Annotated in this window: 15 protein-coding genes and 1 pseudogene; 10 read left to right on the plus strand and 6 right to left on the minus strand. The window is 69.2% G+C overall.

All coding sequences use genetic code 11. From position 1 onward, the window contains the following. On the minus strand, positions 1-321 hold a 321-nt coding region (locus MBELCI_RS20935), incomplete at its 3' end, for a hypothetical protein (protein WP_439645917.1). Between the two features lie 86 nt (positions 322-407). Beyond that, the gene (locus tag MBELCI_RS03665) at positions 408-1,139 is read right to left on the minus strand and encodes a uroporphyrinogen-III synthase (RefSeq protein WP_021692805.1); all 732 of its coding nucleotides are present in this window, start codon (positions 1,137-1,139) and stop codon (positions 408-410) included. 165 nt (positions 1,140-1,304) lie between these two features. Here MBELCI_RS03665 and tsaD point away from each other — a divergent pair, with 165 nt between their 5' ends. The 5 genes from tsaD to MBELCI_RS03690 are packed head-to-tail and all read left to right on the plus strand — an operon-like array spanning position 1,305 to position 4,515. Beyond that, entirely contained in the window at positions 1,305-2,396 is a 1,092-nt protein-coding gene (gene tsaD / locus MBELCI_RS03670) for a tRNA (adenosine(37)-N6)-threonylcarbamoyltransferase complex transferase subunit TsaD (protein ID WP_045319678.1), read from the plus strand. Positions 2,397-2,453: 57 nt separating this feature from the next. Beyond that, on the plus strand, positions 2,454-3,374 hold the full coding sequence (locus MBELCI_RS03675; protein WP_021692807.1) for an NAD(P)H-dependent glycerol-3-phosphate dehydrogenase: 921 nt from the start codon (positions 2,454-2,456) through the stop codon (positions 3,372-3,374). Next, entirely contained in the window at positions 3,371-3,643 is a 273-nt protein-coding gene (locus MBELCI_RS03680) for a YciI family protein (protein ID WP_021692808.1), read from the plus strand. Before MBELCI_RS03675 ends, MBELCI_RS03680 begins: the two co-directional genes overlap by 4 nt. Continuing rightward, complete coding sequence (locus MBELCI_RS03685; RefSeq protein WP_021692809.1) at positions 3,643-4,068, plus strand: EVE domain-containing protein; 426 nt, start codon at positions 3,643-3,645, stop codon at positions 4,066-4,068. The genes MBELCI_RS03680 and MBELCI_RS03685 overlap by 1 nt, the downstream gene beginning before the upstream one ends. A 51-nt stretch (positions 4,069-4,119) precedes the next feature. After that, positions 4,120-4,515, plus strand: a complete 396-nt coding sequence (locus MBELCI_RS03690; protein WP_021692810.1) for a DUF1761 domain-containing protein — start codon at positions 4,120-4,122, stop codon at positions 4,513-4,515. A gap of 215 nt (positions 4,516-4,730) precedes the next feature. Here MBELCI_RS03690 and ahcY read toward each other — a convergent pair whose 3' ends face one another. After that, on the minus strand, positions 4,731-6,122 hold the full coding sequence (gene ahcY, locus MBELCI_RS03695) for an adenosylhomocysteinase (protein WP_021692811.1): 1,392 nt from the start codon (positions 6,120-6,122) through the stop codon (positions 4,731-4,733). Positions 6,123-6,266: 144 nt separating this feature from the next. Here ahcY and MBELCI_RS03700 point away from each other — a divergent pair, with 144 nt between their 5' ends. Together MBELCI_RS03700 and MBELCI_RS03705 are read left to right on the plus strand one after the other, a co-directional pair. Then, the gene (locus tag MBELCI_RS03700; protein ID WP_021692812.1) at positions 6,267-7,217 is read left to right on the plus strand and encodes a glycosyltransferase family 8 protein; all 951 of its coding nucleotides are present in this window, start codon (positions 6,267-6,269) and stop codon (positions 7,215-7,217) included. After that, complete coding sequence (locus MBELCI_RS03705; protein WP_021692813.1) at positions 7,214-7,807, plus strand: HD domain-containing protein; 594 nt, start codon at positions 7,214-7,216, stop codon at positions 7,805-7,807. Before MBELCI_RS03700 ends, MBELCI_RS03705 begins: the two co-directional genes overlap by 4 nt. A gap of 2 nt (positions 7,808-7,809) precedes the next feature. Here the strand turns inward: MBELCI_RS03705 and msrA are convergent, their stop codons facing one another. The 3 genes from msrA to MBELCI_RS03720 form a co-directional block, all read right to left on the minus strand. Further along, entirely contained in the window at positions 7,810-8,448 is a 639-nt protein-coding gene (msrA, locus tag MBELCI_RS03710) for a peptide-methionine (S)-S-oxide reductase MsrA (protein WP_021692814.1), read from the minus strand. 163 nt (positions 8,449-8,611) lie between these two features. After that, positions 8,612-9,838, minus strand: a complete 1,227-nt coding sequence (locus tag MBELCI_RS03715; RefSeq protein WP_021692815.1) for an argininosuccinate synthase — start codon at positions 9,836-9,838, stop codon at positions 8,612-8,614. Positions 9,839-9,872: 34 nt separating this feature from the next. Next, complete coding sequence (locus MBELCI_RS03720) at positions 9,873-10,361, minus strand: NUDIX domain-containing protein (RefSeq protein WP_021692816.1); 489 nt, start codon at positions 10,359-10,361, stop codon at positions 9,873-9,875. A gap of 27 nt (positions 10,362-10,388) precedes the next feature. On the opposite strand from MBELCI_RS03720, the gene hslO reads away from it, so the two are divergent. The 3 genes and pseudogenes from hslO to MBELCI_RS03735 all read left to right on the plus strand — a co-directional run bounded on the left by hslO (position 10,389) and on the right by MBELCI_RS03735 (position 13,237). Further along, positions 10,389-11,486, plus strand: a complete 1,098-nt coding sequence (gene hslO, locus MBELCI_RS03725) for an Hsp33 family molecular chaperone HslO (protein WP_045319679.1) — start codon at positions 10,389-10,391, stop codon at positions 11,484-11,486. Continuing rightward, a pseudogene (locus tag MBELCI_RS03730) lies at positions 11,449-12,083 on the plus strand (CoA pyrophosphatase). The gene hslO and the pseudogene MBELCI_RS03730 overlap by 38 nt, the downstream one beginning before the upstream one ends. Then, positions 12,080-13,237, plus strand: a complete 1,158-nt coding sequence (locus tag MBELCI_RS03735) for a CCA tRNA nucleotidyltransferase (protein ID WP_021692819.1) — start codon at positions 12,080-12,082, stop codon at positions 13,235-13,237. Before MBELCI_RS03730 ends, MBELCI_RS03735 begins: the two are co-directional and overlap by 4 nt. The last annotated feature ends 66 nt before the right edge of the window (positions 13,238-13,303 follow it).

The raw sequence follows: 13,303 nt of genomic DNA on the forward strand, positions 1-13,303 counted from the left end.
AGTGGCCGGAGTGGCCGGAGCAATCGTCTTGCCCGGGGTTCCGGTGGTGCCGAGATCAACCGCAGCGCTTGCGGCGCCGGGTGACGTGGCGGTCTTGGAGGGCGCGTCGGGGCCCGTGGCCTTCGTGGCGGCGGGGCTGGTATCGGCGCCGGGCGATGGCTGCTGGCCGGTCGTCGCCGAGGACCGCTTGTCGGTCTCGGAGGTCGGCTTGCCGGTGGTCTTGCCGGTGCTGTCATTCGCCCCGGCGCTGCCAGAGCGCCCTGGCGCATCCGTCCTCGCGCCAGCCGGCCTGCCCGGGGTGCCTGTCGTCTTTCGTGCCAAAACCCTGTCCCTTCCGTCCCCGAATGCGCCGGAATTTTCCATGCCGCCGCAGCATTTGCAGACCCTAGCCCGCCCCGTGCGTCGCCTCAAGCGCCGCTGCCACCGGATTGTGTCATGGAACCGAACGTCGCATGGGCCACAAGGGTTGCGTCGATCATCGCGATCGCCTCGGGATGCGTGGCCCGCGTGACCACCCCTCCGAGCGGCGCAAGCGCCCGCGCGGCGGCGGCGCTGATCGCCACGAGGGCCAGTGGCGCGGCCACAGGGGCGCATTCGGCGAGAAGGGCGGCGCTGCGCGGCGAGAACACAGGCACCACCACCGGCACCGCGCCGTCGAGCAGCGCGCGCGCCTCGGCGGAGAGCGGGCAGGTGGTCTGGGCATAGACCACCGCATCACCGCAGTCGCGCCCCGCCGCGCGCAGCCGCGCCGGGAGGTCGCCGCGCTGGTGATCGCCGCGCAGATGCAAAAGCGGCCCCTCCTCGGGGGCGGCGAGGATCGCGGCGCGCATCGTCTCGGCGGTGCCGCCCCCGGCGCGTGGCTCCAACCCGACCGCCCGCGCGGCCTGCGCGGTGCGCGGCCCGACGCACCACGCGGGCAGGCCGGCATAGCCCATCCGCGCGGCCCCCAGCGCGCCGCGCTCGGAGGTCAGGATGAGGACGGCGGGGGGCGTCGCGGGACGGGGCGGCGTCATCTCGTCGATCCGCAGCAAGGGTGCGATCACGGCCCGCAGATGCCGCCCCGCCGCGACCTCCAATTCGGCCAGAAAGCGCCGCGCCGCCGTTTCGGGCCGGGTCAGCAGCAGGATCGGATCGGTCATCTTGCTCCCCTTTCGGCCCGGTCCGGCGCCGGCACGCGCCCGGCTCGACCCGTTACCGTGCCCGTTCTCGTGGCCGCGTGCGGCTCAGCGGATGGCCCCGCGCGGCATTGTTCAGATCGAACCGGGATGGTAGCTGCGGTGGGCGCGGGCGCAAGCGGGGCGGACATGGCCACACTTACCATTCTCGGCATCGAATCGAGCTGCGACGACAGCGCGGCGGCGGTGGTGCGTCGGACGGAAGGGCGGGCCACGGTCCTGTCCTCGGTGGTGCGCGGCCAGACGGCGCTGCATGCGCAGTTCGGCGGCGTCGTGCCGGAGATCGCGGCGCGCGCGCATGCCGAGGTGCTCGATCACTGCGTCGAGGCGGCGCTGGGCGAGGCGGGGCTGGCACTGTCCGATCTCGACGGAATCGCGGTGACCGCCGGGCCGGGCCTGATCGGCGGCGTGCTGTCGGGCGTCATGCTGGCCAAGGGGCTGTCGGCGGCCACGGGCCTGCCCTTGATCGGGGTGAACCACCTTGCGGGCCACGCGCTGACGCCGAGGCTGACCGATGGCTTCTGCTTTCCCTACCTGATGCTGCTGGTCTCCGGCGGACATTGCCAGTTTCTCGTGGTCGAGGGCGAGGACCGGTTCCGGCGTCTGGGCGGCACCATCGACGACGCGCCGGGCGAGGCCTTCGACAAGACCGCGCGGCTCTTGGGCCTGCCGCAACCCGGCGGCCCGGCGGTCGAGATCGAGGCGCGGCAGGGCGACGCGGACCGCATCGCGCTGCCGCGCCCGCTTCTCGACCGGCCCGGCTGCGACATGTCGTTCTCGGGTCTGAAGACGGCCCTGCTCAGGGCGCGCGACGCCGAAATGGCCGCGGCGGGTGGTCTGACGCGGGCCGCGCGGGCCGATCTCGCGGCGGCGTTCCAGAAGGCGGTGGTCGAGATCCTGCGCGAAAAGACCCGGCGGGCGCTGGCGCTCTATCTCGAGATGTCGCCCGACCGCCCGGCCTTTGCCGTGGCGGGGGGCGTGGCGGCGAACGGGCCGATCCGCGCCGCGCTCACGGCGCTTTGCGCCGAGGCGGGGGTCGAGTTCGCGGCGCCGCCGCTGGCCTTGTGCACCGACAACGCGGCGATGATCGCCCATGCGGGTCTGGCGCGGCTGGCGGCGGGCGAGGCGGACGGGCTGGACCTGTCGGCGCGGCCGCGCTGGCCTCTCGACGGGGAGGCGGCGCCGATGATCGGTTCGGGGCGCAAGGGAGCCAAGGCATGAGGATCGGGGCATGAGGATCGGAGTTGCAGGTGCGGGGCCTTTGGCGCGGCGCTTGCCGTGACGCTGGCGCAGGCGGGGCGCGACGTGACCCTCTGGGCGCGCGATACGGGCGCGGTGGAGCGGATGCGCGCCACTCGGCAGGCGGAGCGGCTGCCCGAGATCGACCTTCCGGCGCGGATCGACCCGGTGTCGGATCTCGCCGCCTTGTTCGATTGCGACACGATCCTGCTGGCACTGCCCGCGCAGGCCACGCGCGGCTTCGTGACCGCCCATCGCGACGCGCTTTCGGGCAAGGTGCTCGTCGCCTGCGCCAAGGGCATCGATCTCACCAGCCTCACCGGCCAGACGGCGATCATCGCCCATGCCGTGCCATCGGCCACGCCCGCCCTGCTGACGGGTCCGAGCTTTGCCGCCGACATCGCGCGGGCCCTGCCGACGGCGCTGACGCTGGCCTGTGCCGACGAGGCCTGTGGTGCCGCGCTGCAGGCCGCGCTCTCGACCCCGACGCTCAGGCTCTATCGCACGGCGGACGTGATCGGCGCGGAGTTGGGCGGCGCGCTCAAGAACGTCATCGCCATCGCCTGCGGCGCCTGCATCGGCGCGGGTTTGGGCGACAGCGCCCGCGCCGCCCTGATGACCCGCGGCTTTGCCGAGATGCAGCGCCTCGCCGCGAGCTTGGGCGCGCGGCCCGACACCCTGATGGGCCTGTCGGGCTTCGGCGATCTGGTGCTGACCTGCTCGTCCGAGCTGTCGCGCAACTACCGCTATGGTCTCGCGCTGGGCCGGGGCGAGAGCTTCGACAGCCACACCACGGTCGAGGGCGCGGCCACGGCGCGCGCCGTCACCGATCTTGCCGCCGGGCGCGGGCTCGACTTGCCGATCTCGGCGGTCACCGCGCGCATGGTCGCAGGCGACCTCACACCGCTTCAGGCGCTCGACGCGCTGATCAACAGACCCCTCAAGGAGGAACGAGAATGAGCTTTGCCCTGATCACCCGCGACAAGCCCGACGCGCTGCAGATCCGCAAGGAGACCCGCGAGGCGCATCTGGAATACATCGAAGCCACCGGCGTGGTGCTGATGGCGGGGCCGTTTCTGAGCGAGGGCGGCGAGATGGACGGCTCGCTCGTGATCCTCGACGTGGCCGACATGGCGGCGGCGCGCGACTGGGCCGAGAACGACCCCTATGCCCGCGCCGGCCTGTTCGACAGCGTCGAGATCCGCGCCTGGAAGAAGGTGATCGGTTAATGCGCTACTGGCTGTTCAAGTCCGAGCCGAACGTCTGGTCGTGGGACATGCAGGTGGCCAGGGGCGAGGCGGGAGAGGAGTGGGACGGGATCCGCAACTACCAGGCCCGCAACTTCATGCGCGAGATGGAGATCGGCGATCGCGGCTTCTTCTATCATTCGAACATCGGCAAGGCGGCGGTGGGCGTGGTCGAGGTCTGCGCCACGATCCATCCCGACAGCAAGGCGGGTGATCCGCGCTGGGAATGCGTCGACATCCGCGCGCTCTACAAGCTCGGGCGCGAGGTGAGCCTCGACGAGATCAAGTCCGAGCCGCGGCTGTCGCAGATGGTGCTGGTCAACAATTCGCGCCTGTCGGTGCAGCCGGTTTCGGAGGATGAGTGGCGCGTGATCCACGAACTGGCGGGAACTCTGGCCGAGGCGTAGCGCGAAAGCGCCATCCGGGCCATGCTGGTCGAAACACCGGAGGGTCCACGGATGGCGATACTCTCGATCCTGCTCGCGGCGCTCGCGTCCTTCGCGCTGGGTGCGGCGTGGTACATGATGCTGGCCCAGCCATGGATGGCGGCCTCGGGCGTGGCCATGGGCGCGGATGGCAAGCCTCGGAATTCGGACGCGCCGCTGCCCTACCTCGTGTCCTTCGTGGCGATGCTGATCGTCGCGGCGACGATGCGCTACGGCTTCGGCCTCGCGGGGATCGACAGCGCGGCGGGGGGCTTCTTCGGCGGTGTGGCGATCGGCGCTCTGTTCATCGCGCCGTGGATCACGCTCAACACCGGCTATGCGAACCGGCCCTGGTCTCTCGCGGTGATCGACGGCGGCTACGCGACGCTGGGCTGCGCCGCGATGGGGCTGGTGCTCGGATTGTTCTGAGGGGTTTCGGGGGGGCGACCATCCATGCCAGCACCCCCCGGTTTCCCCCGCGGACTCCCACCCGGCGGAACCTCGAAACTCTGGGGTCTGGCCATCCTGGCCGACGAAAGGAGCGGTAGGCCGTTCATCGATTCGAGGCAACACATGCTTGTGGAGAACTCGTCTCCAATCGACCGCAATCCGTTAAGATCCTGCCGCTTTCGCGTCTTCGGCGCTCAGTAGCGGTAGTGCTCGGGCTTGAACGGCCCTTCCACCGGGACGCCGATATATTCGGCCTGTTCGCGGCGTAGTTCGGTGAGCCTTGCGCCCACCCGCTCCAGATGCAGCCGTGCCACCTTCTCGTCGAGCGCCTTGGGCAGGACGAACACGCCCGGACGATACGCGTCCCCCCGAGTCCAGAGCTCGATCTGCGCCAGCACCTGATTGGTGAAGGAGGCCGACATTACGAAGGAGGGGTGCCCCGTGGCGTTGCCGAGGTTCAGAAGTCGGCCCTCGGAGAGCAGGATGATCGAATTGCCCGAAGGCATCTCGATCAGGTCCACCTGGTCCTTGATGTTGGTCCATTTGTGGTTGCGCAGGCTCGCCACCTCGATCTCGTTGTCGAAGTGGCCGATATTGCCGACGATGGCCATGTTCTTCATCTCGCGCATATGCTCGATGCGGATCACGTCGCGGTTGCCGGTGGTGGTGACGAAGATGTCGGCGGTCGCCACCTCCTCCTCCAGAAGCGTCACCTCATAGCCATCCATCGCCGCCTGCAGCGCGCAGATCGGATCGACCTCCGTGACCTTCACCCGCGCGCCCGCGCCGCGCAAGCTCGCCGCCGAGCCCTTGCCTACATCGCCATAGCCGCAGACCACCGCGACCTTGCCGGCCATCATCGTGTCGGTGGCGCGGCGGATGCCGTCGACGAGGCTCTCGCGGCAGCCATACTTGTTGTCGAATTTGGACTTGGTCACCGAATCGTTCACGTTGATCGCCACGAACGGCAAGAGACCCTTTCTGTGCAGCTCGTAGAGCCTGTGCACGCCGGTCGTCGTCTCCTCGGAGACGCCACGGATCGCGTCGCGCTGACGGGTGAACCAGCCGGGGCTTCGGGTCAGCCGCTCGCGGATCTGGCCGAACAGGCAGACCTCCTCGTCGGAGCGCGGCAGGTCGAGAAGCCCGGTCTCGCCCGCCTCGACCCGCGCGCCCAAGAGGATGTACATCGTGGCGTCGCCGCCATCGTCGAGGATCAGGTTCGCGCCCTCGTCGAAATCGAAGATGCGGTCGGTATAGGCCCAGTACTCGGCGAGGCTCTCGCCCTTCACGGCGAAGACCGGCGTGCCGCCCGCCGCGATGGCCGCCGCCGCGTGGTCCTGCGTCGAAAAGATGTTGCACGAGGCCCAGCGCAGCTCGGCCCCCAGCGCGCGCAGCGTTTCGATCAGCACCGCGGTCTGGATCGTCATGTGCAGCGAGCCCGCGATCCGCGCGCCCCTGAGCGGTTGGCTCGGCCCGTATTCCGTGCGCAGCGCCATCAGCCCCGGCATCTCGGTCTCGGCGATCGCGATCTCCTTGCGGCCCCAATCGGCCAGCGAGATGTCCTTGACGACATGGTCCGGAGCCATGGGGGCCTCCTTGCGCGAAGAAAAGAGAGCGTGCCTCAGGCGTAACACCCACGAGCCCGATCTGGCAATCGCGGCGAGATTGAAGCAAGGACGCGCCGCGTGGTAGCGCATCCCGATCATCGAGCCATCCCAAGGAGCGTGCGGATGCGTGTGAGCGTCGAAAGCGACAGGCCGGCCCGGCACCGCCACGCGGTGGTGTTCTGCTGTGACGACAACTACCTGCCCTATGCCGCCTTCGCGGCCGCACAGCTCGCGGCGCTCGCCCCAGAGCGGGATTTCGACATCGTCATCTGCGCCGACACCCCACTCGATCTGCCCGCGACGCTCGATCTGCGGCGTTGCGCAATCGATGCGGGCGGCATGTTCGACGGCTTCGGCCTCGACGCGCGGCGCACCGTTTCGACCTATCTGCGGCTCGCGGTACCCGAGGCGCTGGCGCCCGATTATGACCGCATCCTCTATCTCGACAGTGACGTCTTCCTGCGTGGCGGCGATTTCGGCGCGCTCTTGCGCGTGAACCTTCACGGCCGCCCGGCGGCGGCGGTGCGCGACAACCAGCAATGGCGCAGCCCCGGCCGCCATCCGGCCGATCTCAGGGCGCTGGGCCTGTCGAACGGGGCCTATTTCAACGCGGGCGTGATGCTGATCGACGTGAAGGCCTGGCGCGAAAGCGGAATGCTGGACCGCGCCTTGAGCTTTGGCGCGCGGCATGCCGGGCGGATGCAGCACAAGGATCAGACCCTGCTCAACGCCGTGCTGCAGGGGAGCTGGGCCGAAATGTCCCCGGTGTGGAACTGGCAGTACACGCGCGCCTCACGGCTGTTCGAGGCGATGCTCGAGACGCATGTGGTGCATTTCATAGGTCCCGCCAAACCTTGGGCCGATCCGCAGGACCGGCTGCCGCCGCAGTTCGCCGCCGCGCTGGCGCAGTTCATGGAGCGACATTTTCCCAACCGGACGGCTCCCGTGCCGGGGGCCGGGCCGATGGCGGTGCCGGGCGGGGCGCGCGCCCTCGCCTGGGCGCATTTTCGCGGCGCGGGGCGCACCGAGCGCTATTTCGCGCGCTTTGCGAACGACCTTACGGTGCTGACATGAGCCGCGCGCCGCGGGCGTGGCAGCGGATGCTCTCGGGGCGCAGGCTCGACCTGCTGGACCCGACGCCGATGGATGTGGAAATCTCGGACATCGCGCATGGGCTGGCCTTCGTGGCACGCTGGAACGGGCAGACGCGGGGCGATTTCGCCTATTCGGTGGCCGAACATTCGCTTCTGGTCGAGGAGATCTTCGCATATTGCCACCCCGGCGCGCCCGCGGGCCAGCGGTTGGCGGCGCTGTTGCACGACGCGCCCGAATACGTGATCGGCGACATGATCTCGCCGGTGAAGGCGGCGGTGGGGCCGGGATATGCCGCGCTCGACGCACGGCTGACGGCGGCGATCCACCTGCGCTTCGGCCTGCCTGCGGTGCTGCCCGCCGAGCTGAAGCGCCGGATCAAGCGCGCCGACAAGGTTTCGGCCTGGCTCGAGGCCGTGTGCATCGCGGGGTTCTCCGCGGCCGAGGCCGACCGCCTGTTCGGACGGCTCGACCGCGATCTCGCCGTGCGCTTCGAAATCCGGCTCAGGCCGCCGCGCGAAACGCGAGAGGCGTTCGTCGCGCGCCACGAGAGCCTGATCTCGGGCCTTTAGGATTACTTCGCGAAGGGCGCCTCGGACCCCCAGAGCGCCTTCACCGTCGCGTCGCGGCCGCAGCCCTCGCGGTAGCGCTTGTAAGCCTCGGATTTCGGCACGAAGAGCCCGACCGAGGAGACGGCGAGGCGCTCGGCGCTCTTGTAGTAGTCCTGATGATAGGCGTCGGCGGGGTAGAAGGAGGCATCGCCGAGGATCGGCGTGACGATCTCGCGGCCCAACGCGTCGCGCGCGGCCTGCTTGGCGGCCTCGGCGGCGGGCTTGTCCTGCGCGTCCGCGAAGATCGCGGTACGGTAGGAGGGGCCGCGGTCGCAGAACTGTCCGCCTGCATCGGTCGGATCGATCGAGCGGAAGAACAAGTCATAGAGCCGGCGCGCGTCGATCCTGCTCGGATCATAGGTGATCTCGACCGCCTCGTAATGCCCGGTGCCACCGCCCGTGACCTCTTCGTAGGTCGGGTTCGACGTGTCGCCGCCGGCAAAGCCCGAAACCGCCTCGATCACCCCGTCGACCTTCTCGAAATCGGCTTCGACGCACCAGAAACAGCCGCCCGCCACGGTGATGGTCTGGGTGGACTGCGCCTGCGCCATCGGGGCCATGAGCGCCAGCGCGGCGGCGAGAACGGGGGATGTGCGGATCATGTCGTCTCCATCGCGAACAGGCCGGAATGGTGACGCATCCGTCGATCACGGCCCAGACAAGGCTGCGTGACCAAGGCGGACCGGGCGGGTCCACTTTACACTCGAAATACTCAAATCCCAAGCAGGGGACGGGCGCCGCGCCAGAAGGCCCGGCGCCGCCGCTTCACTTCACCCGGCGGTTGCGAGCCGCGAGCAGCTTCAGACGCAGCGCGTTGAGTTGGATGAAGCCCTTGGCGTCGACCTGATCATAGGCGCCGGCGTCCTCCTCGAAGGTCACATGCGCCTCGGAATAGAGGCTGTGATCGGACCAGCGGGCGATGGTGCGGGCCGAGCCCTTGTAGAGCTTTACCCGCACGGTGCCGGTGACGTGCTCCTGGCTCTTGTCGATCAGCGCCTGCAGCATCTCGCGCTCGGGGCTGAACCAGAAGCCGTTGTAGATCAGCTCGGCATAGCGTGGCATGATCGAATCCTTGAGATGACCCGCGCCGCTATCGAGCGTGATCTGCTCGATGCCGCGATGCGCCTCGAGCAGCACCGTGCCGCCGGGCGTCTCGTAGATGCCGCGAGACTTCATGCCCACGAAGCGGTTCTCGACCAGATCGAGGCGGCCTACACCGTGCTTGCCGCCCAGCTCGTTGAGCCTGGTCAGGATCGTGGCCGGGCTCATCGCCTCGCCGTTGATCGACACCGCATCGCCCTTCTCGAAGCCGATCTCGATGATTTCGGGCTCGTTCGGGGCCTCCTCGGGGGCGACGGTGCGCTGGTAGACGTATTCGGGCGCCTCGTCGGCCGGATCTTCGAGCACCTTGCCCTCGGAGGAGGTGTGCAGAAGGTTGGCATCGACCGAGAAGGGCGCTTCGCCGCGCTTGTCCTTGGCGATCGGGATCTGGTTCTGTTCGGCGAACTCCAGAAGCTTGGTGCGCGAGGTCAGGTCCCATTCGCGCCACGGCGCGATCACCTTGATCTCGGGGTTGAGCGCATAAGCCGCCAGTTCGAAGCGGACCTGATCGTTGCCCTTGCCGGTGGCGCCATGGGCCACGGCGTCGGCGCCCTCGGCCTCGGCGATCTCGACCAGACGCTTGGAGATCAGCGGTCGGGCGATCGAGGTGCCCAAGAGGTAGAGCCCCTCGTAGAGCGCGTTGGCGCGGAACATCGGGAAGACGAAGTCGCGCACGAACTCCTCGCGCAGATCCTCGATGTGGATGCTCGTGGCGCCCATCATCTCGGCCTTCTTGCGCGCGGGCTCCAGCTCCTCGCCCTGACCGAGATCGGCGGTGAAGGTCACCACCTCACAGCCATATTCGGTCTGCAGCCATTTCAGGATGATCGAGGTGTCGAGGCCGCCGGAATAGGCGAGGACGACCTTCTTCGGGGCGGGCTGGGCGGCCATGGGCATTCTCCGTATGGGCGTTCAGGGGCGTGCGTTAAAGGCTTTCGGCCGTTGGGGCAAGCGCGGGGCGCGGCACGCGCGCGCGGCCTTGGGCAAAGGCCCGCGCGAAGGCGCGGTCGCCCGCATTGCCGAGGCGGGGGGCCGCGTCGCGCATCGGCATCCACAGCGCGCGGTGCCCCGCCTCGGTGGGGGCGCCATGCGGGCGCACCGGGCGCGCCGCATAGATGTGACACAGCTTCTCGCCCCACATGTCGTAGTCGGGCATGAATACGAAACGCCGGAACGCGCCCATGCGGCGCGCCGCGGCGATGCGCCAGCCGGTCTCCTCGAACACCTCGCGATGCAGCGCCTGCAGGGTGCTTTCGCCCGGATCGACGCCGCCGCCGGGAAGCTGAATGTCGGAGGGGTCGTCCTCCTTGCAGGTCAGCAGCAGATCGCCGCCGCGTTCGAGAATCGCGTAGACCCCGACCCGCAGCCGGTATCTCTGGCCGCGCCGCACCTGTTCGCCATAGCGCCGGATCATCCCTTTTTGTCTCCCGACAAGCTTCCTATATGGTCGCGGTATGCCTATCCCCGACACGCAAGGAAACCCCATGAGCCTCGCGCCCGCATTGCCTGGGACGACACCGTCCTGCCCTTCCAGCTCGACCAGTCCGACATCCGGGGCCGGGTCGCGCGTCTCGACGGCGTGCTCGACCGGGTGCTGGAGCAGCACGACTACCCCGCGCAGATCGAGGCGCTGGTGGCCGAGATGACCCTTCTCACCGCGTTGATCGGCCAGACCGTGAAGTTGCGCTGGAAGCTGTCGCTTCAGGTGCGCGGCGACGGGCCGGCGCGGCTGATCGCCACCGATTACTACGCCCCCACCGAGGAGGGCGCCCCGGCCCGTATCCGCGCCTGGGCCAGCTTCGACGAGAACCGTCTCGACGAAGGGGCTGAGCCCTCTTCGCTGATCGGCAAGGGCTATTTCGCGATCCTGATCGATCAGGGGCAGGGCATGGCGCCCTATCAGGGCATCACGCCGATCACCGGCGACACGCTGGCCTCCTGCGCCGAGACCTATTTCGCGCAGTCCGAGCAGCTGCCGACGCGGTTCTCGCTGACCTTCGGCAAATCCACCGAGCCAGGCCGCGGCGAAAGCTGGCGCGCTGGCGGCGTGATGCTGCAGAAGATGCCCAAGGCTTCGCCCTTCGCCGCGACCGCCGAGGGCGGCTCGGGCGAGGAGGGGCTTCTTGAGGCCGCCGACATCCTCGACGAGGACGAGGGCGAGAACTGGACCCGCGCCAACGTGCTGCTCGATACGGTGGATCAGCTCGAGCTGATCGGGCCGAGCGTGACACCGACGGACTTGCTGATCCGGCTGTTCCACGAGGAAGGGCCGCGGGTCTTCGAGGCGCAGCCGGTGCAGTTCGGCTGCACCTGCTCGGAAGAGAAGGTGCGCCAGAGCCTGTCGATCTACTCGGCCAAGGACATCGGACACATGACCACCGAAGAAGGCATCGTCACCGCCGATTGCCAGTTCTGCGGGGCGCATTACGAGTTCGCGCCCAACACGCTCGGGTTCGAGGCGACCGAAGGGCCGGATGCCAAGGCCAATGAGGCCGAGGCCGATGGACAGGCCGGTGAGCAGGCCGGTGGACGGGGCTGAACCCGACATCAAGGCGCGGCTCCTTCGGGCGCTGAGCCATCCGGGCGATCTGTCGTCGGATTACGACATCGACCCCCGTCTGCCGGTCCCCGAAGGTCGGGTGCTGCGGCAGGCGGGGGTGCTCGTGGCGGTGCATCTCGATGGCGGCGCGCCGCGTCTTCTGCTGACCAAGCGTTCGGCCCGGCTGCGCCATCACCCCGGCCAGATCGCCTTTCCGGGCGGCAAGGTCGAGCCGGTGGATGACGGCCCCGTGGGCGCCGCACTGCGCGAGGCGCATGAGGAGATCGGCCTGCCGCCGGAGCGGGTCGAGGTGCTGGGCACGCTTCCGGCGCACGAGACGGTGACGGGGTTCTCGGTGACGCCGGTGGTCGGGATCTTGCGCGGGGCCTTCGATCCGGTGCCGGAGGCGGGCGAAGTGGCCGAGGTATTTTCGGTTCCTCTGGCACATCTCGCCAATCCCTACCACTTTCGTATAGAGGGGCGGCGTTGGCAGGGGCGTCGGCGGCACTATTATGTGGTGCGTGGGGTCCGTATTACATTTGGGGCGCCACGGCGCGCATGTTGCGCAGCTTGGCCGAGAGGATGACCCGGGAATGAGCGAGCGGATCGAGGCGGACTGGCTTGCGGGTGCGCCCGCGCGCGCCGTCACGCGGATGTTGGAGGAGGCGGGCCATCAGGCCTGGTTCGTGGGCGGCTGCGTGCGCAACGCCCTCTTGGGCGCGCCGGTCTCGGATCTCGATCTGACCACCGACGCCCGGCCCGAGCGGGTGATGGAGCTGGCGCGCGCGGCGGGCCTGAAACCCGTGCCCACCGGCATTGATCATGGCACCGTCACCGTCGTGGCCCGCGGCACCCCGATCGAGGTCACGACCTTTCGGTGTGATGTCGAGACCGACGGGCGGCGCGCCACGGTCGCCTATTCCGACGACATCGCCGAGGACGCGGCGCGGCGCGATTTCACGATGAACGCGCTTTATGCCGATGCGCGCGGCGAGGTGGTCGATCCGCTCGGCACCGGTCTTGCCGATCTCGCCGCGCATCGTCTGCGCTTCATCGGCGAGGCCGAGGCACGCATCCGCGAGGATTACCTGCGCATCCTGCGGTTCTTTCGTTTCCACGCCTGGTACGGCGCCCCCGAGGGTGGCATCGACGCCGACGGCCTTGCCGCCTGCGCCGGTCTGGCCGAGGGGATCGAGGCGCTCTCGCGCGAGCGTGTCGGTGCCGAGATGCTCAAGCTCATGGCCGCGCCCGACCCGGCGCCCGCAGTCGCCTCGATGGCGATGTCCGGCGTGCTGATGCGGGTGCTTCCGGGCGGCGCGTCGGACCCGCTCTCGGTGCTGGTCCATGTCGAGGAGGAGGCGGGCCTCGCCCCCGATCCGATCCGTCGGCTGGCGCTCGTGGGGGGCGAGGAGGTGGCCGCGTGCCTGCGGCTGAGCCGGGCGCAGGAGGCCGGGCTTCAGGCGCTGCGCGACGCGATGGGGTCGGGCTGGGGGTCGGGAGAGCTTGGCTACAGGCTCGGCGCCGGGCGGGGTCTCGACGTGCTGGCCCTGAACGCGGCGCTGTCGGGGCGCGAGATTGACCCTGTTTCACGGGAAACCATGGAGGTGGGCGCACGGGCATCGTTGCCGGTCAAGGCGGCGGACCTGATGCCACGGATCACCGGCCCGGCACTGGGCGAGGCGCTGCGCGAGATCGAGGCGCGCTGGATCGCCTCGGGCTTTGCCTTGGGTCGCGACGCGCTTCTCTCTTAGGTTGCGCGGCTTGCCGCGTATGCGCGTTTTCCTTCGGGGCAAACCGGCTTATATGCTGCTGGCACG

Origin of the sequence: Limimaricola cinnabarinus LL-001 (assembly GCF_000466965.1) — a bacterium.
Classification (GTDB): Bacteria; Pseudomonadota; Alphaproteobacteria; order Rhodobacterales; family Rhodobacteraceae; genus Limimaricola; species Limimaricola cinnabarinus.

Bases quoted from the DNA above. Each gene is read 5' to 3' on its own strand.
- MBELCI_RS03665 (WP_021692805.1), bottom strand. From the start codon at position 1,139: ATGACCGATCCGATCCTGCTGCTGACCCGGCCCGAAACGGCGGCGCGG.
- tsaD (WP_045319678.1), top strand. From the start codon at position 1,305: ATGGCCACACTTACCATTCTCGGCATCGAATCGAGCTGCGACGACAGC.
- MBELCI_RS03680 (WP_021692808.1), top strand. From the start codon at position 3,371: ATGAGCTTTGCCCTGATCACCCGCGACAAGCCCGACGCGCTGCAGATC.
- MBELCI_RS03685 (WP_021692809.1), top strand. From the start codon at position 3,643: ATGCGCTACTGGCTGTTCAAGTCCGAGCCGAACGTCTGGTCGTGGGAC.
- MBELCI_RS03690 (WP_021692810.1), top strand. From the start codon at position 4,120: ATGGCGATACTCTCGATCCTGCTCGCGGCGCTCGCGTCCTTCGCGCTG.
- ahcY (WP_021692811.1), bottom strand. From the start codon at position 6,122: ATGGCTCCGGACCATGTCGTCAAGGACATCTCGCTGGCCGATTGGGGC.
- MBELCI_RS03700 (WP_021692812.1), top strand. From the start codon at position 6,267: ATGCGTGTGAGCGTCGAAAGCGACAGGCCGGCCCGGCACCGCCACGCG.
- MBELCI_RS03705 (WP_021692813.1), top strand. From the start codon at position 7,214: ATGAGCCGCGCGCCGCGGGCGTGGCAGCGGATGCTCTCGGGGCGCAGG.
- msrA (WP_021692814.1), bottom strand. From the start codon at position 8,448: ATGATCCGCACATCCCCCGTTCTCGCCGCCGCGCTGGCGCTCATGGCC.
- MBELCI_RS03715 (WP_021692815.1), bottom strand. From the start codon at position 9,838: ATGGCCGCCCAGCCCGCCCCGAAGAAGGTCGTCCTCGCCTATTCCGGC.
- MBELCI_RS03720 (WP_021692816.1), bottom strand. From the start codon at position 10,361: ATGATCCGGCGCTATGGCGAACAGGTGCGGCGCGGCCAGAGATACCGG.
- MBELCI_RS03735 (WP_021692819.1), top strand. From the start codon at position 12,080: ATGAGCGAGCGGATCGAGGCGGACTGGCTTGCGGGTGCGCCCGCGCGC.